General features: G+C 73.2%; 14 protein-coding genes. 3 read left to right on the top strand and 11 right to left on the bottom strand.

The window, feature by feature from the left end; all coding sequences use genetic code 11:
• Positions 1 to 3: 3 nt before the first annotated feature.
• The 7 genes from ACH4UK_RS21030 to ACH4UK_RS21000 form a co-directional block, all read right to left on the bottom strand.
• Complete coding sequence (locus ACH4UK_RS21030; protein WP_398358328.1) at positions 4 to 921, bottom strand: endonuclease/exonuclease/phosphatase family protein; 918 nt, start codon at positions 919 to 921, stop codon at positions 4 to 6.
• Between the two features lie 86 nt (positions 922 to 1007).
• A complete protein-coding gene (locus ACH4UK_RS21025; RefSeq protein WP_398358326.1) occupies positions 1008 to 3137 on the bottom strand; it encodes a 3-hydroxyacyl-CoA dehydrogenase NAD-binding domain-containing protein in 2130 nt (709 codons plus the stop codon).
• Positions 3134 to 4354: a thiolase family protein gene (locus ACH4UK_RS21020; RefSeq protein ID WP_398358325.1), complete on the bottom strand. Its 1221-nt coding sequence runs from the start codon at positions 4352 to 4354 to the stop codon at positions 3134 to 3136. Before ACH4UK_RS21020 ends, ACH4UK_RS21025 begins: the two co-directional genes overlap by 4 nt.
• A gap of 195 nt (positions 4355 to 4549) precedes the next feature.
• Complete coding sequence (locus ACH4UK_RS21015) at positions 4550 to 5248, bottom strand: ferritin-like domain-containing protein (protein ID WP_398358323.1); 699 nt, start codon at positions 5246 to 5248, stop codon at positions 4550 to 4552.
• Between the two features lie 98 nt (positions 5249 to 5346).
• A complete protein-coding gene (locus ACH4UK_RS21010; protein WP_398358321.1) occupies positions 5347 to 6621 on the bottom strand; it encodes an HRDC domain-containing protein in 1275 nt (424 codons plus the stop codon).
• Between the two features lie 113 nt (positions 6622 to 6734).
• The gene (locus ACH4UK_RS21005; RefSeq protein WP_398358319.1) at positions 6735 to 7397 is read right to left on the bottom strand and encodes a LuxR C-terminal-related transcriptional regulator; all 663 of its coding nucleotides are present in this window, start codon (positions 7395 to 7397) and stop codon (positions 6735 to 6737) included.
• A gap of 213 nt (positions 7398 to 7610) precedes the next feature.
• Positions 7611 to 8270: a DUF3000 domain-containing protein gene (locus ACH4UK_RS21000; protein WP_398358317.1), complete on the bottom strand. Its 660-nt coding sequence runs from the start codon at positions 8268 to 8270 to the stop codon at positions 7611 to 7613.
• A 92-nt stretch (positions 8271 to 8362) separates the two neighbouring features.
• Here ACH4UK_RS21000 and hemE point away from each other — a divergent pair, with 92 nt between their 5' ends.
• Entirely contained in the window at positions 8363 to 9460 is a 1098-nt protein-coding gene (hemE, locus tag ACH4UK_RS20995) for a uroporphyrinogen decarboxylase (RefSeq protein WP_398358315.1), read from the top strand.
• A 48-nt stretch (positions 9461 to 9508) separates the two neighbouring features.
• Here hemE and ACH4UK_RS20990 read toward each other — a convergent pair whose 3' ends face one another.
• Both ACH4UK_RS20990 and ACH4UK_RS20985 read right to left on the bottom strand, forming a co-directional pair.
• Entirely contained in the window at positions 9509 to 10897 is a 1389-nt protein-coding gene (locus tag ACH4UK_RS20990) for an FAD-dependent oxidoreductase (RefSeq protein WP_398358313.1), read from the bottom strand.
• Positions 10898 to 10973: 76 nt separating this feature from the next.
• Positions 10974 to 11984 (bottom strand): DUF4349 domain-containing protein, encoded by a 1011-nt coding sequence (locus ACH4UK_RS20985; RefSeq protein ID WP_398358311.1) that lies wholly within the window; start codon positions 11982 to 11984, stop codon positions 10974 to 10976.
• Between the two features lie 133 nt (positions 11985 to 12117).
• Between ACH4UK_RS20985 and hemG the strand changes: the two genes are divergently transcribed.
• On the top strand, positions 12118 to 13581 hold the full coding sequence (hemG, locus tag ACH4UK_RS20980) for a protoporphyrinogen oxidase (RefSeq protein WP_398358309.1): 1464 nt from the start codon (positions 12118 to 12120) through the stop codon (positions 13579 to 13581).
• 4 nt (positions 13582 to 13585) lie between these two features.
• Positions 13586 to 14314, top strand: a complete 729-nt coding sequence (gene hemQ, locus ACH4UK_RS20975; RefSeq protein WP_398358307.1) for a hydrogen peroxide-dependent heme synthase — start codon at positions 13586 to 13588, stop codon at positions 14312 to 14314.
• A 152-nt stretch (positions 14315 to 14466) separates the two neighbouring features.
• Here hemQ and ACH4UK_RS20970 read toward each other — a convergent pair whose 3' ends face one another.
• Both ACH4UK_RS20970 and ACH4UK_RS20965 read right to left on the bottom strand, forming a co-directional pair.
• Positions 14467 to 16056 (bottom strand): alpha/beta hydrolase, encoded by a 1590-nt coding sequence (locus ACH4UK_RS20970; protein ID WP_398358305.1) that lies wholly within the window; start codon positions 16054 to 16056, stop codon positions 14467 to 14469.
• Positions 16057 to 16184: 128 nt separating this feature from the next.
• A complete protein-coding gene (locus ACH4UK_RS20965; protein WP_398358303.1) occupies positions 16185 to 17240 on the bottom strand; it encodes a TIGR04222 domain-containing membrane protein in 1056 nt (351 codons plus the stop codon).
• Positions 17241 to 17246 lie beyond the last annotated feature (6 nt).

Below are 17246 nucleotides of genomic sequence, written 5' to 3'. Positions count from 1 at the left end.
CGGTCAGCCGGTGGCCACCCGCATCAGCAGGGCCCAGTGGTCCGAAGCCGGCGAGCGGAGCACCGAACACCCCTGACGGGGCAGGTCCGTGAAGAGATAGTCGATCTTGTAGCCGCTGCGGTGGGTCTCCTGCGGCACACCGGACCGGTCGCACTCCCGGTAGGCGCCGTACGGGCCCTCGGTCCGGGCCCACGCATCCGTTCCGGTCCCGTCGGGCGGACCGGTGTTCAGGTCGCCGCCGAAGACGGTGCGCGGTCCGGCCGCCGCCCCGACGAGCGCCCGCAGCTGGCCCTCGCGCAGCTCGGCCGGCACCGAAGCGGCCCCGCCCTGCTGCGGGTTGAGATGCGTCGTGCAGAGCCGTACGTTCTCCGCACCGGCCGTGGCGCAGAGGATGCCCCGGCGCGGACCGGTGACCGGCTGGGGCAGGGGAAGGTCGGCGACGCGGGTCAGCGGCAGGGCGGACAGCATGCCGTACCCGGCCGTGCCCCGCCCGTCGCCCGTGCAGCGCGTGGTGGAGCTGCGCCCCTCCCGCACCGAGGTGTACGGGCGGAACAGGCTCTGCCAGGTGCCGCCGAGCGACGCCCGTACGGTGGAGAGGTCCGCGGAGCACACCTCCTGGAGCAGGACGACACGGGCCCCGGACTCCCGGGCCAGGGCCTCGATCCGGGCCCGCTTCTCCTCGGCCGGGCCGGTGTCCTCGCAGTTCCACTGGCGTACGCCGCAGACGTTCCAGGTCGCGACGGACAGGGCGCCCCGCGCATCGGTGCGGCCCGGGGCGCCCGGGGAGTCCGGGGAGTCCGGTGTGCCGCCGAACAGCCGCAGGCCGAGGGCCAGTCCCGTCAGCGCCGCGAGGATCCCCGCGCCCGCCACCCACAGCGGTGCGCCCCTGCGGCGGGGCGCACCCCTTCGGCGTTCCGCCATCTCCCGGCCTCTCCTCGGCATGACGGAGCGGGCCGCACGGCCTGTCGGCCGTGCGGCCCGCTCCGGGACCCATTCCTACCCCATGACTAGGCCGGCACGCTCGCCACGCCCTGCGCCAGGAACGGCTTGCCGTTCACCCGCTGGGAGACGCCCTCACGGTCCAGGTACGGCGTGATGCCGCCCAGGTGGAAGGGCCAGCCCGCGCCGGTGATCAGGCACAGGTCGATGTCCTGGGCCTCGGCGACGACGCCCTCGTCCAGCATCAGGCCGATCTCCTGCGCCACCGCGTCGAGCACCCGGTCGCGGGTCTGCTCCTCGGTGAGGACGGTGTCGCCCTGCTTGAGGAGGGCGGCGACCTCGGGGTCGAGGACCGGCGCGCCGGAATCGTAGACGTAGAAGCCGCGCTTGCCCGCCTTGACGACAGCCGCGAGGTTCTGCGAGACGGTGAAGCGCTCCGGGAAGGAGCGGTTCAGGGTCTCGGAGACGTGCAGGCCGATGGCCGGGCCGACCAGCTCCAGGAGCACCAGCGGGGACATCGGCAGGCCGAGCGGCTCGACGGCCTTCTCCGCGACCTCGACCGGGGTGCCCTCGTCGATGACGTTCTGGATCTCGCCCATGAAGCGGGTGAGGATGCGGTTGACGACGAACGCCGGGGCGTCCTTCACCAGGACCGCGGTCTTCTTCAGCTTGCGGGCCACGCCGAACGCCGTCGCCAGCGAGGCGTCGTCCGTCTGCTCGCCGCGGACGATCTCCAGGAGCGGGAGGATCGCGACCGGGTTGAAGAAGTGGAAGCCGACGACCCGCTCGGGGTTCTTCAGCTTCGAGGCCATCTCGGTCACCGACAGCGAGGAGGTGTTGGTGGCGAGGATCGCGTGCGCCGGGGCGACCGCCTCGACCTCCGCGAACACCTGCTGCTTGACGCCGATCTCCTCGAAGACGGCCTCGATGATGAAGTCCGCGTCCGCGAAGCCCTCGGCCTTGTCGAGGACACCGGAGACCAGGCCCTTGAGGCGGTTGGCCTTGTCCTGGTTGATGCGGCCCTTGCCGAGCAGCTTCTCGATCTCGGCGTGGACGTAGCCCACACCCTTGTCGACGCGCGCCTGGTCGATGTCCGTGAGGACGACCGGGACCTCCAGGCGGCGCAGGAACAGCAGCGCCAGCTGGCTGGCCATCAGACCCGCGCCCACGACGCCGACCTTGGTGACCGGGCGGGCCAGGTTCTTGTCCGGCGCTCCGGCCGGGCGCTTGGCGCGCTTCTGGACCAGGTTGAAGGCGTAGATGCCGCTGCGCAGCTCGCCGCCCATGATCAGGTCCGCGAGCGCCTGGTCCTCGGCGTCGAAGCCGGCGCTCAGGTCGCCGTCCTTCGCCGCCGCGATGATGTCCAGCGCGCGGTAGGCGGCCGGGGCCGCACCGTGCACCTTGGAGTCGGCGATGGCCCGGCCCCGCGCGACGGCCTGGTCCCAGGCCTCGCCGCGGTCGACCTCGGCGCGCTGAGGCGCGACCGTGCCCTTGAGCACGTTCGCGGTCCAGATCAGCGACTGCTCCAGGAAGTCCGCACCCTCGAACAGCGCGTCCGCGATGCCGAGTTCGAAGACCTGCTTGCCCTTGAGCTGACGGTTCTGGTTCAGCGAGTTCTCGATGATCACCGAGACCGCGCGGTCCGCGCCGATCAGGTTCGGGAGCAGCGCGCAGCCGCCCCAGCCGGGGACCAGGCCGAGGAAGACCTCGGGCAGCGAGAACGCCGGGATCGCGGTGGAGACGGTGCGGTAGGCGCAGTGCAGACCGACCTCGACACCGCCGCCCATCGCCGCGCCGTTGTAGTACGCGAAGGTGGGGACCGCGAGGCCGGAGAGGCGGCGGAAGACGTCGTGGCCGCCCTTGCCGATGGCGAGCGCGTCCTCGTGGCGGCCGAGCAGCTCGACGCCCTTGAGGTCGGCGCCGACCGCGAAGATGAACGGCTTGCCGGTGATGCCGACGCCGGTGATGGTGCCCTCCGACGCCTCCTTCTCGACCTGGTCGATGGCGGCGTCCAGGTTCGCCAGCGACTGCGGTCCGAAGGTGGTCGGCTTGGTGTGGTCCAGGCCGTTGTCCAGCGTGATGAGCGCGAACCGTCCGGCGCCGTACGGGAGGTCCAGGTGACGTACGTGCGCCTGCGTGACGACCTCGCCGGGGAACAGCTCTGCCGCGCCCTTCAGAAGCTCAGTGGTGGAGCTCACTTGTTGCCTCCGTCGAAATTCGGGTTCTCCCAGATGACCGTGGCGCCCATGCCGAAGCCGACGCACATCGTCGTCAGGCCGTAGCGGACCTCGGGCTGCTCCTCGAACTGCCGGGCCAGCTGCGTCATGAGCCGGACACCGGAGGAGGCCAGCGGGTGGCCGTAGGCGATCGCGCCGCCGTACTGGTTGACGCGGGCGTCGTCGTCGGCGATGCCGTAGTGCTCCAGGAAGGCGAGCACCTGCACGGCGAACGCCTCGTTGATCTCGAAGAGACCGATGTCGGAGATGGAGAGGCCGGCCTGGGCCAGCGCCTTCTCGGTCGCCGGAATCGGGCCGTAGCCCATGACCTCCGGCTCGACGCCCGCGAAGGAGTAGGCGACGAGGCGCATCTTGACCGGGAGCCCCAGCTCGCGGGCGACGTCCTCGGCGGCGAGCAGCGAGGCGGTGGCGCCGTCGTTGAGCCCCGCGGCGTTGCCGGCCGTCACGCGGCCGTGGGCGCGGAAGGGGGTCTTCAGGCCCGCCAGCGACTCCATCGTGGTGCCCGGACGCATCGGCTCGTCGGCGGTGACCAGGCCCCAGCCCGTCTCACCGGCCTCGGGGTTGGTGCGGCGCACCGAGACCGGCACCAGGTCCTGCTGGATCTTGCCGTTGGCGTACGCCTTGGCGGCCTTCTCCTGCGAACGCACCGCGTACTCGTCGGCGCGCTGCTTGGTGATCGTGGGGTAGCGGTCGTGCAGGTTCTCCGCCGTCATGCCCATGAACAGGGCGGACTCGTCGACCAGCTTCTCCGACACGAACCGCGGGTTCGGGTCGACGCCCTCGCCCATCGGGTGGCGGCCCATGTGCTCGACGCCACCGGCCACGACGACGTCGTACGCGCCGAAGGCGATGGAACCGGCCGTCGCGGTGACGGCGGTCAGCGCGCCCGCGCACATGCGGTCGATCGAGTAGCCGGGGACCGACTGCGGCAGACCGGCCAGGATTCCTGCGGTCCGGCCCAGCGTGAGGCCCTGGTCGCCGATCTGCGTGGTCGCCGCGATGGCGACCTCGTCGATCTTCTTGGGGTCCAGGTCCGGGTTGCGGCGCAGCAGCTCCCGGATGGCCTTCACGACGAGGTCGTCGGCGCGGGTCTCGTGGTAAATGCCCTTCGGGCCCGCTTTGCCGAACGGGGTGCGGACGCCGTCGACGAAGACGACGTCCCGGATGGTACGAGGCACGGTGGCTCTCCTCCAGGGTGCGGGATGGCACTGCTGCGGGGCACGCCACGGGGGCGCACCGCCTGCCCTCATGCTACTTGCGGGTAACCAGACTGCCCACCCCTCACGGCCGGAGCGTCGAAGGTCACACCGCTCCGACGGCCGCGACGGGCCTTCCCGGACGCCCCGGGGCCGTGCCCGCCGACGCCGCGCCCGTCACCGCATCGCCGCCGCGATCGGCCCCGAGGACCGGACCACCTCCGCCGTGAACCGCCCCCGGCCGACCCCCAGCCGCCGCAGCGCCGGGCCGTGGTCCACGGCCACCACCAGCGCGGCCACGGCCAGGGCGGCGCGCCACCCGGCGGTCACCAGACCCCGTGCCGGCGACGGCAGCGGGCGCAACGCCCGGCGCAGGCGGTGGCAGTGGAAGGGCACATGCCGCTCCTCGTCCGCCAGGATCCGCCGCGCCACCTCGCGCGTCAGCGCGTCCTCGCCGCCGTCCCGCAGAGCCCGGTAGTACCGCAGCGCGACCACCTCCGCGATCATGAGGACCAGCAGTTCGAGGCGGAGTCCCAGGGCTCGGCGCAGCGCCACGAAGACCCGGTCGCTCCAGTGCGAGGTGATGACCGGGGCGCCACCCGCGGCGAGCAGAAGCGCCAGCAACCTGGCGTGATTTCGCTCCTCCGCGACGAACATCCGCACCGCCGACGCGTACGCTCCGTCGCCGGCCGCCTCCGCTTTGGTGATCAGCCCGGCCCCGTCGCCGTCCTCGCCGACCTGGAAGCGCTGCACGCTGCGCCGGATCGCGGGGTGCGGCTCCACCCCGGTCCGCCAGTCCGGATCGCCGCGCTCCGCCCGCTCCAGCCGCGCCTGCTCGAAGGCGCGTATCCAGTCGCCGTACGCCGTGCTGTCCATGTCCGTCCCCCGTGACCCCGGTGCTTCCTGTGGTTCCCGCCGGGAAGTCAAACACCCCCCGGCCGTCGGCCGGGGGGCGTTCGGGGGCGGGTGCGCGTTCAGGCGTCGGTGTTCAGCGCCCGGACCAGAAGCGGGGCGACCTGCTGGATCTGCCAGTTCCGTGCCCCGTACCCGGCGAGGGTGTCCTCGACGGCCCCCGGGGTCGGGTTCGCCGGCGGCTCCCAGCAGACCCGGCGCACGGTGTCCGGGGTGATCAGGTTCTCCTGGGGCATGTGGAGGCGCTCGGCCAGCTCGGTCACGGCGGTGCGGGCGGCCGAGAGCCGGGCGGCGGCGGCCGGGTCCTTGTCGGCCCAGGAGCGCGGGGGAGGCGGTCCGGCCGGCTGCTGACCGGGCTGCGGGAGCTCCGACTCGGGCAGCGCCCTGGCCCGCTCCACGGCCGCGTGCCACTGCTCCAGCTGACGGCGTCCCATGCGGTGGCCGAATCCCGGCAGCGCGGTCAGGGCCTGCACATCGACCGGCAGCGCGAGCGCCGCCTCGACGATCGCGGCGTCGCCGAGCACCTTGCCCGGCGAGACGTCACGCCGCTGGGCGACCTGGTCACGGGTGGTCCACAGCTCGCGGACGACGGCCATCTGACGGCGGCGGCGCACCTTGTGCATGCCCGAGGTGCGGCGCCAGGGGTCCTTGCGGGGCGGCGCGGGCGGCGCGGAGGCGATGGCGTCGAACTCCTCCCGGGCCCACTCCAGCTTGCCCTGCCGCTCCAGCTCGTCCTCCAGCTCGTCGCGCAGGTCGATCAGGAGCTCCACGTCCAGCGCGGCGTAGCGCAGCCAGGGCTCGGGCAGCGGGCGGGTGGACCAGTCGACCGCGGAGTGGCCCTTCTCCAGGGCGTATCCGAGGACGTTCTCCACCATCGCGCCGAGGCCGACGCGCGGGAAGCCCGCGAGCCGTCCGGCCAGCTCCGTGTCGAAGAGGGAGGTGGGGGTCATGCCTATGTCCCGCAGGCACGGCAGGTCCTGGGTGGCCGCGTGCAGGATCCACTCGGTGCCGGTCAGCGCGGTGCCCAGGCCGGAGAGGTCGGGGCAGCCGACCGGGTCGACCAGGGCGCTGCCCGCACCCTCACGGCGCAGCTGTACGAGATAGGCGCGCTGGCCGTAGCGGTACCCCGAGGCGCGCTCGGCGTCGACGGCCACCGGGCCGGTGCCCGCGGCGAAGGCAGCGATCACCCCGGCGAGGGCGTCGTCGGACGTCACCACCGGGGGAATGCCCTCGCGCGGTTCGAGCAAGGGGATCGGCGCCGGGGCGACGTCGTCCGGGGGAGCGCCCCCGGTGGTTCGCAGTGAAGTGTCTGCTGCGGTCTCTTGGGCGTCGGTCACGTGTCAAGGGTATCTGTGTATGCACGGAGCCCGTCGACGGAACGTTCCGTCGACGGGCTCCGTGCACGTATTCCAGCCGGAGGCGCATCGGTGCACGTCCCGGCGGGGTGCGGTCAGTGGATGATGCCCGTCCGCAGGGCGACCGCGACCATTCCGGCGCGGTCTCCGGTGCCGAGCTTGCGGGCGATCCGGGCGAGGTGGGACTTGACGGTCAGGGCGGAGAGGCCCATCGAGACGCCGATGGCCTTGTTGGACTGGCCTTCGGCGACCAGACGGAGCACCTCCACCTCGCGTCCGGACAGTTCGCGGTAGCCGCCCGGGTGGCCCGGGGAGCCCGGAGGCCTGCGGTGCATACGGGCGGCATTGGCGCCGATGGGGGCGACGCCGGGGCGGGTGGGGTGACCGATGTTGGTTCGGGTGCCGGTGACGACGTAGCCCTTCACGCCGCCCGCGAGGGCGTTGCGAACGGCGCCGATGTCGTCGGCGGCGGAGAGGGCGAGACCGTTGGGCCAGCCTGCGGCACGGGTCTCGGACAGCAGGGTCAGCCCGGAACCGTCGGGCAGGTGGACGTCGGCAATGCAGATGTCGCGCGGATTGCCGACGCGGGGACGTGCCTCCGCGATGGACGACGCCTCGATGACGTCACGTACTCCGAGGGCCCACAGATGGCGGGTGACGGTGGAACGGACGCGCGGGTCGGCCACGACGACCATGGCCGTCGGCTTGTTCGGGCGGTAGGCGACCAGGCTTGCGGGCTGCTCAAGGAGAACGGACACCAGGCCTCCTGGGGGGAGTGGCGGGACGGGCCGGCTCGGGGGATGAAGCCGGGGGGCGAACCGTGCTTGAAGGGTCATTGACCTCTTCGGCAGCGGACCCGTCCTCCTTTAGGGGAAGATCACGATTTGGTGAGTAACAATTCGGGCAAATAGGACGTGCGATCGATTGTACGAAAAGAGAGTCGGCGCCTGTGCGATACGGGTGACGGAGTGTTACGAAACCTGTGGCCCGCGCCGCTGCGGCAGCGTCACCACCGCCGCGTCCGACGGTTCCGACGGCGGCAGTCCCGCGATCTGGCACAGCAGATCGCCCCAGGCCATCAGGTGCGACGCCGTCTCCGGGACGCCGCCCCGGCCCTCCCGCGGCGTCCACGAGGCGCGGATCTCGATCTGCGTCGCCGGACGGCGCGCGGACAGCGCACCGAAGTAGTGCGATCCGGCGCGTGTCACCGTCCCGCCCGCCTCGCCGTACGACAGGCCCCGCGCGTCCAGCGCACCCGTCAGCCAGGACCAGCACACCTCCGGGAGCAGCGGGTCCGCCGCCATCTCCGGCTCCAGCTCCGCCCGGACCAGCGTCACCAGCCGGAACGCGCCCTGCCAGGCCTCGTGCCCCGCCGGATCGTGCAGCAGGACCAGTCTGCCGTCCGCGAGATCGTCCTCGCCGTCCACCACCGCCGCCTCCAGGGCGTACGCGTGCGGCGCGAGGCGCTGGGGCGGCCTGGTCGGCTCCACCTCCAGCTCCGGGCGCAGCCGCGCCGAGCGCAGCGCGTCGACCGCCGCCAGGAACGCGGGCGGCACGGAAGGACCCTCCGCTCCGTCCTTGCTGTCGACGCCATCGGAATGATCGGAAAATTGTCCCTGAGCCGGAGCCATGCGGGGAAGAGTAGGCGGAAGGCGGGCCTCGCGCAGGGACAGACACCCGTGCGGGGCCGGGCTCCTTCGGCACGCGTGCGAAGATTCTGTGCGTGAGTGCCAACGACAGCCCTTCGGGCCAGCAGACGACGACCTCCGCCAGCCACGACGCGAGCCGCCACGCCACCCACGACTCGGCGTTCCTGCGGGCCTGCCGCCGCGAACCCGTACCGCACACGCCGGTCTGGTTCATGCGCCAGGCGGGGCGCTCGCTGCCCGAGTACCTGAAGGTCCGTGAGGGCATCGCGATGCTCGACTCCTGCATGATGCCGGAGCTGGTCGCCGAGATCACGCTCCAGCCCGTGCGCCGCCACAAGGTCGACGCCGCGATCTACTTCAGCGACATCGTCGTGCCCCTCAAGGCCATCGGCATCGACCTCGACATCAAGCCCGGCGTCGGCCCCGTCATCGCCGAGCCGATCCGCACCCGCGCCGACCTCGCCCGGCTGCGCGACCTCACCCCCGAGGACGTCCCGTACGTCACCGAGGCCATCGGGATGCTCACCGCCGAGCTGGGCGCCACCCCGCTCATCGGCTTCGCCGGGGCCCCCTTCACCCTCGCCAGCTACCTCGTCGAGGGCGGCCCCTCGCGCAACCACGAGCGCACCAAGGCCATGATGTACGGCGACCCGCAGCTCTGGGCCGATCTCGTGGACCGGCTCGCGGAGATCACCGGCGCCTTCCTCAAGGTGCAGATCGAGGCCGGCGCCTCCGCCGTCCAGCTCTTCGACTCCTGGGTCGGCGCGCTGGCCCCCGCCGACTACCGCCGCGCGGTGCTGCCCGCCTCCGCGAAGGTCTTCGACGCCGTCGCCCCCTACGGCGTCCCCCGCATCCACTTCGGCGTCGGCACCGGCGAACTGCTCGGCCTGATGGGCGAGGCCGGCGCGGACGTCGTCGGCGTCGACTGGCGCGTCCCGCTGGACGAGGCCGCCCGCCGCGTCGGCCCCGGCAAGGCGCTCCAGGGCAACCTCGACCCGGCCGTGCTGTTCGCCCCGACCCCGGCCGTCGAGGTGAAGACCCGCGAGGTGCTGGACGCCGCGGCCGGCCTGGAGGGCCACATCTTCAACCTGGGCCACGGCGTCATGCCGACCATGGACCCGGACGCGCTCACCCGGCTCGTGGAGTACGTCCACACGCAGACCGCGCGCTGAACGACCGGTCGTACGGGGGCCGGCCCGAAGAGCCGGCCCCCGGGAGCGTCAGCTCCCCGCGGCCCGCACCGCCGCCACCGTCTTGCGGGCGGCGACCAGCACCGGATCCCAGACCGGCGAGAACGGCGGCGCGTATCCCAGGTCGAGCGCCGTCATCTGCTCCACCGTCATCCCGGCCGTCAGCGCCACCGCCGCCACGTCCACCCGCTTCGCCGCCCCGTCCCGGCCGACGATCTGCACCCCCAGCAGCCGGCCCGTGCGGAACTCCGCGATCATCTTCACCGTCATCGGCTTGGCCCCCGGGTAGTAGCCCGCCCGCCCCGTCGACTCGATCGTCGCCGTGACGTAGCGCAGCCCGACCGCGCGGGCGTCCTTCTCCCGCAGCCCGGTCCGGGCGATCTCCAGGTCGCAGACCTTGCTCACCGCCGTACCGACCACGCCCGGGAACGTGCCGTAGCCGCCCCCGACGTTGGAACCGATCACCTGCCCGTGCTTGTTGGCGTGCGTGCCCAGCGCGATGTGCCGGGTGCGGCCCGCCACCAGGTCCAGGACCTCCACGCAGTCGCCGCCCGCCCAGATGTTCTCGTGGCCCGCCACCCGCATCGCCAGGTCGGTGAGCAGCCCGCCGTGCGGACCGACCGGCAGCCCCGCCCCGCGCGCCAGCTCCGTCTCCGGCTCCACGCCGATGCCGAGGACCACCACGTCCGCCGGATACGTGTCCGCGTCCGTCGCCACCCCGCTCACCCGGCCGTCGGGACCGGTGAGGATCCCGGTGACGGCGGCCCCGTTGACCGTGGTGATGCCCAGCCCGTCCATCGCGTCGTGGACCAGCCGCCCCATGTCCGGGTCGAGGGTCGCCATCGGCTGCTCGCCCCGGTTCAGGACGGTCACCTCGAAGCCCCGCTTGAGCATCGCCTCGGCCATCTCGACGCCGATGTACCCCGCGCCCACCACGACCGCCCGCCGCCCCGCGTCGGAACCCAGGGCGTCCAGCGAGTCCAGGAGCGCCTGCCCGTCGTCCAGGGTCTGCACCCCGTGCACCCCGGCCGCGTCCATCCCGGGCAGCGCCGGGCGCACCGGACGGGCCCCGGTGGCGATCACCAGCTTGTCGAAGCCCGTCCAGTACGCCGTCCCGCTCTCCCGGTCCAGCGCCCGCACCCGCCGCCCGGCCACGTCGAGCTCCGTCACCTCGGTCCGCATCCGCAGATCGATGTCCCGCTCCCGGTGCTCCCGGGGGGTGCGGGCGATCAGGTCGTCGCGCGCCGCGACGTCGCCGCTCACCCAGTACGGGATGCCGCAGGCGGAGTACGAGGTGAAGTGCCCGCGCTCGAAGGCGACGATCTCCAGCGCGTCCGGCCCCTTCAGCCTGCGGGCCTGTGACGCGGCGGACATACCCGCCGCGTCACCGCCGATGACCACCAGTCGCTCCGCTGCCATGCCGGGTCCCTTTCGCCGGTTCGCCGATGCGGCGATCCACCACGTCGGAGCCCCACGCTACGGCGCTGGAGCGCCTTCAGGGCGCCGGAGTGCCCTCCTGCTCCGGGGCGGCGGCGGGAGCGGCCCTGCGGGCGCGCAGCACCCGCCAGACCAGCAGCGCCAGGGCCGCGGTGAGCAGGAACGGGAACGCGGCCCCGAACGCCACCGCGATCCACCGCAGCATCGTCACGAACGCGTCCCAGCCGCCGCCCAGCGCGTCCAGGAACCCCGGGTCCTCCTCCCGCCCGTCGTCGTCCGGAGCGTCCGGCGGAGTCAGGTCCAGGGTGATCGTCGACAGCGAGGTGCGGTCCTTCAGGCTCGCCTGCTGGGCGAGCAGCGACTCCAGATCGGACTGACGGCTGCTCAGCTCGCCCTCCAGGGCCACCACATCGCTGATCCTCTCCGCCTCGTCCATCAGCTCCCGCACCCGCGCCACACTCGCGCGCTGCGTGGCGATCCGGCTGCCCACGTCGACCACCTGGTCGGTGACGTCCTTCGCGTTCGAGGTGCGCGAGCGCAGCTTCCCGGAACCGGAGAGGGTCCGCAGCACCTCCTGGAAGCGGTCCTGCGGCACCCGCAGCACCAGGTGCGAGGTCTCGTAGGCGTCGTCCAGCCGCTCGGTGTTCTCCGTCGCCACCAGGCCGCCCGCGCCCTCCACCGCGTCGCGGGCGGCGGCGACGGCCTTCGGCACGCTCCTCACCTCGACGGACAGGGCCGCCGTGCGGATGACATGGGTGGCCCCTGGCGCGGTCACCGCCTTCTTCCCCGAGGCCTTCGGGTCCGAGCGCTGCCCGGCGGGCGCGGACGCGTCCTCGTCCGCCGCCCCCGCCCCGGCCTGTCCGTCGGCGCGCCCCTCGGGGCCCGCGTACTTGCCGTCCGCCGCCTTCGCGCCACTGTCCGACGCGTCGCCCCCGGCCCCGCAGCCGCCGACGGCGAGCAGGAGGCCGAGCGCCCCGGCGACGAGTGCCGCGCGGCGACGGGCCCGCGCCCGACGCCGGTGCGCTGCGCCGGGCCGCCGGTCGAAGGGTCGATCGGTGCTGCTGCCCATATCCATAACTGGTCCCCCCAGGACGGTGGTTGATGGTGACGGTTCGACGAGGCCGCTCCGCGGCAGGTTGCCGTCCGCCGGTTTCGAAGTGGTCACGGTCATGACGCGGCAGGGGGTTTGAGAGAGTGGACCCATGCAGCGTTCTCAACAGCGTGCGGAATCGCCCTCGGGCCACGTCGTCGTCATCGGTGGCGGCATCGCCGGTCTGGCCGCCGCCCACCGCCTGGTCGCCGGCGGTGCGCGGGTGACCCTCCTGGAGGCGACGGACCGGCTCGGCGGCAAGCTCATGACCGGGGAGATCGCGGGCGTCCAGGTCGACCTGGGGGCCGAGGCGATGCTCGCCCGGCGCCCCGAGGCGGTCGCCCTGGCCCGTGACGTGGGCCTCGCCGACCGCCTCCAGCCGCCCGCCACCACCACCGCCTCGCTGTGGACGCGCGACGCGCTGCGCCCGATGCCCAAGGGGCACGTCATGGGCGTCCCCGGCGCTCCGTCGGTGCTCGGCGAGGTGCTGTCCCCCGAGGGCGTGGCCCGGATCGCGAAGGAGCGCGACCTCGCTCCGGCCGCCGTCGGCGACGACGTCGCGGTCGGCGCGTACGTCGCCGACCGGCTCGGCCGCGAGGTCGTGGACCGGCTGGTGGAGCCCCTCCTCGGCGGGGTCTACGCGGGCGACGCCTACCGGATCTCGATGCGCGCCGCCGTACCCCAGCTCTTCGAGGCCGTGAAGGAGGGCGGCCCGCTGCTGGACGGCGTGCGCCGCGTCCAGGAGCGGGCCGCCGCCCGGCAGCGGACCGGCCCCGTCTTCCAGGGCATCGAGGGCGGCATCGGCACCCTCCCGGCCGCCGTCGGCGACGCCGTACGGGCCGGGGGCGGCGAGATCCTCACCGAGACCCCCGTCCTCGGCCTCACCCGTACGGGAACGGGCTGGGCCGTCCGCACCGACACCCGGACCATCGCCGCCGACGGCATCGTCCTGGCCACCCCCGCCTGGTCCGCCGGCGCCCTGCTGGCCGCCGAGTCCCCGGCCGCCGCCGCCGAGCTGTCCGGCGTCGAGTACGCCTCGATGGCCCTGGTCACCCTCGCCTTCCGGCGCGCCGACATCGAGCGGCACGAAGCCCTGCGCGGCCGCTCCGGCTTCCTGGTGCCGCCGGTCGACGGCCACACGATCAAGGCGTCCACGTTCTCCAGCAACAAATGGCAGTGGGTCACCGACCGGGCCCCCGACCTGTTCGTGCTCCGCACCTCCGTCGGCCGGTACGGCGAGGAGGAGCATCTGCACCGGGAGGACGCGGAACTCGTCGCCGTCTCGCTGCGCGAACTCACCGAGGCCACCGGACTCACCGCGCGGCCGGTGGACACCGAGGTCACCCGCTGGATCGGCGGCCTGCCGCAGTACCCGGTCGGCCACCTCACCCGGGTCGCCCGGATCCGCGACGAGGTGGCCAAGCTCCCCGCCCTGCGGGTCTGCGGCGCGGTCTACGACGGCGTCGGCATCCCCGCCTGCATCGCGAGCGCCCAGCGGGCGGCCGACGAGATCACGAGAGAGATCATCGCCACGCCGACCCTGGTTCGGGGCACGGAGAGCGAGGCGGGACAATAGCCGTATGAGTGCTCCTGAGACTGCGACATCAAGCAAGGGTCCGAACGCCGGCAAGAAGGCCAAGGACCTCAACGAGGTCATCCGCTACACCCTGTGGTCGGTCTTCAAACTGCGTGACGTGCTCCCGCTGGACCGCGCGGGATACGCCGACGAGGTCCAGGAGCTGTTCGACCGGCTCGCGGCGAAGGACGTCACCGTCCGCGGCGCCTACGACGTCTCCGGTCTGCGGGCCGACGCCGACCTCATGATCTGGTGGCACGCCGAGACCTCGGACGAGCTCCAGGAGGCGTACAACCTCTTCAGGCGCACCAAGCTCGGCCGCGCCCTCGACCCGGTCTGGTCGAACATGGCGCTGCACCGGCCCGCCGAGTTCAACAAGTCGCACGTCCCGGCGTTCCTCGCCGACGAGACGCCGCGCGACTACATCAGCGTCTACCCCTTCGTGCGCTCCTACGACTGGTACCTGCTGCCCGACGAGGACCGCCGCCGTATGCTCGCCGACCACGGCAAGATGGCCCGGGGGTACCCGGACGTCCGCGCCAACACCGTCGCCTCGTTCTCGCTGGGCGACTACGAGTGGGTCCTCGCCTTCGAGGCGGACGAGCTGTACCGCATCGTCGACCTGATGCGTCACCTGCGCGCCTCCGAGGCACGGCTCCACGTGCGCGAGGAGGTCCCGTTCTACACGGGCCGCAGGAAGAGCGTCGCAGACCTGGTGGCCGGGCTCGCATAACCAGCGAGTCCCGCACCACCCCAACCCGGAAGATCAGAAGGACGGGCACCCGGCACCGACCGTGCCGCCCGCCGTTCCAGCGACACCGGGTTCGGCTTCGGGGGCCGCCGCACCGTCCTGGTGCGGCGGCCCCCGCTCCGTGCCCCGCCCGGTCAGTCCAGCGACACCGGGTTCGGCTCCGGATGCGCGGCGCAGTCCGCACCCCGCCCCGGCACCTCACCGGTCAGCAGATACCGGCGCAGATGATCGTCGACGCAGGTGTTCCCGGCCCCGCCGATGCCATGCGTACCGGCGTCCCGCTCGGTCACCAACGACGAGCCGGGCAGCCGCTTCCGCAGCTCCAGCGCCCCCTTGTACGGGGTCGCCGCGTCCCGCTCCGCCGCCAGGATCAGTACCGGCGGCAGCTCGCCCCACCGCGTCCCGACCTCCAGCGGCCGCTGCCGGGGCGCGGGCCAGAAGGCGCACGGCAGGTTCGAGAAGGCGTTGTCCCAGGTCTCGAAGGGCGCGACGCGCGCCAGGTCGGTGTGGTCGCGGTCCCACACCTCGAACTCCTCGGGCCACGGCGCGTCGTTGCACTCGACGGCCGTGTACACCGCCTGGGCGTTCTCGTTGTCCTTCGCCGCCACCGCGCGCGGGGACGCCTGCGCGACCAGCGGCTCCGGGTTGCCCCGGACGTACTCCGACAGCGCGGTCGCCCGCATCGCCCAGTAGTCGTCGTAGTAGCCCGCCCCCAGGAACGCCGAGTGCAGCTGCCCCGGCCCGACCTTCCCGCCCGCCGGTTTCACCGCCAGCTCGGCGCGCACCTCGTCGTAGTGCCGCTGCACCGCCTCGGGCGTGTCCCCCAGGCGGTAGACGTCGTCGTGCCGGGCCACCCAGCGACGGAAGTCCTCCCACCGCGACTCGAAGGCCAGCGACTGGCCCATGTTCGAGCGGTACCAGATCTGCTCCGGGTCCGGGTCGACCACCGAGTCGAAGACCATGCGCCGTACGTGGGAGGGGAAGAGCGTCGCGTACAGCGCGCCGAAGTACGTTCCGTAGGACGCCCCCATGAACGTCAGCCGCGGCTCGCCCAGCGCGGCCCGCAGCACGTCCAGGTCGCGGGCGTTGTTCAGCGAGGTGTAGTGCCGCAGCGCCTCGCCCGCGTGCTGCGCGCAGCCCTGGGCGTACGCCGTCGCACGGGCCACGCGCCGCTCCTTGTACTCCCGCGTCGGATGCGTCGGCGCGTCCGTCGGGCCCTTCGTGTAGGCGGCGGGGTCCTGGCAGGTCAGCGGGGCGGAGGAGCCGTTGACGCCGCGCGGGGCGTAACCGACCAGGTCGTACGCCTCGGCGACCTCCTTCCACTCCGGCATCTCCCCGGCCAGCGGGAAGGTGATGCTGGACGCCCCGGGGCCGCCCGGGTTGTAGACGAACGCGCCCTGCCGCCCCTCGGCCGGGCCGGTGGCGGGCGTTCGGCTCACGGTCAGTTCGAGCTGCCGCCCGTCCGGCTCCGCGTAGTCCAGGGGCACCTTCACCGTGCCGCACTTCAGGGAGTCCGGGAGCATCTCCTCCTCGGGGCAGGAGGCGAAGTCGATCCCGGCGGCTGTGGCCCGAGCGGCGGCGACGGCGGTGCCCCGGGCCTCGGCGGCGGTCACCTGCCGGGGGCCCGGTTCCGCCGCCGGACGGATCTCGCCGGAGGCGGGAGCGGCGGCCAGGGCGGACAGGACCAGGGAGCCGATCGATGTGTACAGCGCAGCTGTTCTCACGCGCGGTGCCTCTCTGCGGATGCGGAGAGGGATGGTCGGGCGGACGGCCGCCGATGTCCAGCACCGCCCCGGCATGTCCCGCGGAACGACCCCGTTGGGCGGTCGGAAAGGCTCCCCGGAAGGGGAGTTCAGGAGCTCCCGCCGCCACAGCTGGACCCGCCCGAGCTCCCGCCGCAGCTGGACCCGCCGGAGCTCCCGCCGCAGCTGGACCCGCCGGAGCTCCCGCCGCAGCTGGAGCCGCCCCCGCAGCTCGATCCGCCGCTGCCCCCGCAGCCGGATCCGCCGCCGCAGCTCGAACCGGAGCCGCCCCCGCTGGACCCTCCGCAGCTGGAGCCGCCGGGGCTGGAGGCTGCGCACCAGACCGTCGGCACGGCGACGGCGGCGGCTCCCGCCGTCAGGCCGCCGGCGGTAGGGGCCGACAGCCGCCCGCGCGGACCGCTCAGCCGTGCCGCCGCGATCAGTTGGGCCTGGAGCACCGAGTCCGGCAGGGCGCGGAGCCCCAGTGTGGCGACCAGGTGGGCGTGGGTGACCACATAGGCGTAGGCGTTCCGGAAGTTCAGGGCGGCCCGGCGGCCCGCCTTCGTGATGCGGGTGGAGGAGGACGCCGCGACGATCAGCCCGCTGAATCCGCCGATCAGGATCGGGGGCAGCATCATCACGACGAACGGGAACGGCCGGTCCTCGACGGTGAACTGGACGAAGGTCAGCACCACGCTCAGCGGCAGGGCGGCGATGCACACCAATCCCTGGATCAGCGCCCACCGCCGCAGCGGCCGGCTCTCCAGGGGCGACACCAGCAGCCCGCGCGCGGCGAGCCCGTCGCCGATCTCCTGGACCGCGGGGTGTCGCATCACCGCGTCCCGCAGCACGTGCAGGGCGCCGTTCGGCGCGGCGGCCAGCTCCTGGAAGACCGCGCGTTCCACCGGGTCGTTCGCCTGCGCCCGCTGTACGCCGACGATGCCGGGCCCACCGACGACCAGCCGGCCGTCCGCGTGCAGGGCGCTCAGGGCGGTGTCCACGACCCTGGCCGGGCCGCCGTTCAGGAACGCGGCCTCATACAGGTCGTGGAGGGCGAGGCCGGGGTCCGGGCGGGGGCGGCGGGCCCGCTCGTTCACGGCTTTGACGATGAGCACCATCGAGGAGACGGCGACCACGACGGTCACCAGCAGAGCCAGCACGGACACGGCGGA

Origin of the sequence: Streptomyces sp. NPDC020884, assembly GCF_044333935.1 — a bacterium.
Lineage (GTDB): Bacteria > Actinomycetota > Actinomycetes > Streptomycetales > Streptomycetaceae > Streptomyces.
This window is presented reverse-complemented; position numbering and strand designations above follow the sequence as displayed.

Excerpts from the sequence above, each read along its gene's own strand:
- ACH4UK_RS21030 (WP_398358328.1), bottom strand. The coding sequence starts at position 921 with ATGGCGGAACGCCGAAGGGGTGCGCCCCGCCGCAGGGGCGCACCGCTG.
- ACH4UK_RS21015 (WP_398358323.1), bottom strand. The coding sequence starts at position 5,248 with ATGGACAGCACGGCGTACGGCGACTGGATACGCGCCTTCGAGCAGGCG.
- hemQ (WP_398358307.1), top strand. The coding sequence starts at position 13,586 with ATGAGTGCTCCTGAGACTGCGACATCAAGCAAGGGTCCGAACGCCGGC.
- ACH4UK_RS21000 (WP_398358317.1), bottom strand. The coding sequence starts at position 8,270 with ATGGCTCCGGCTCAGGGACAATTTTCCGATCATTCCGATGGCGTCGAC.
- ACH4UK_RS20990 (WP_398358313.1), bottom strand. The coding sequence starts at position 10,897 with ATGGCAGCGGAGCGACTGGTGGTCATCGGCGGTGACGCGGCGGGTATG.
- ACH4UK_RS20985 (WP_398358311.1), bottom strand. The coding sequence starts at position 11,984 with ATGGGCAGCAGCACCGATCGACCCTTCGACCGGCGGCCCGGCGCAGCG.
- hemG (WP_398358309.1), top strand. The coding sequence starts at position 12,118 with ATGCAGCGTTCTCAACAGCGTGCGGAATCGCCCTCGGGCCACGTCGTC.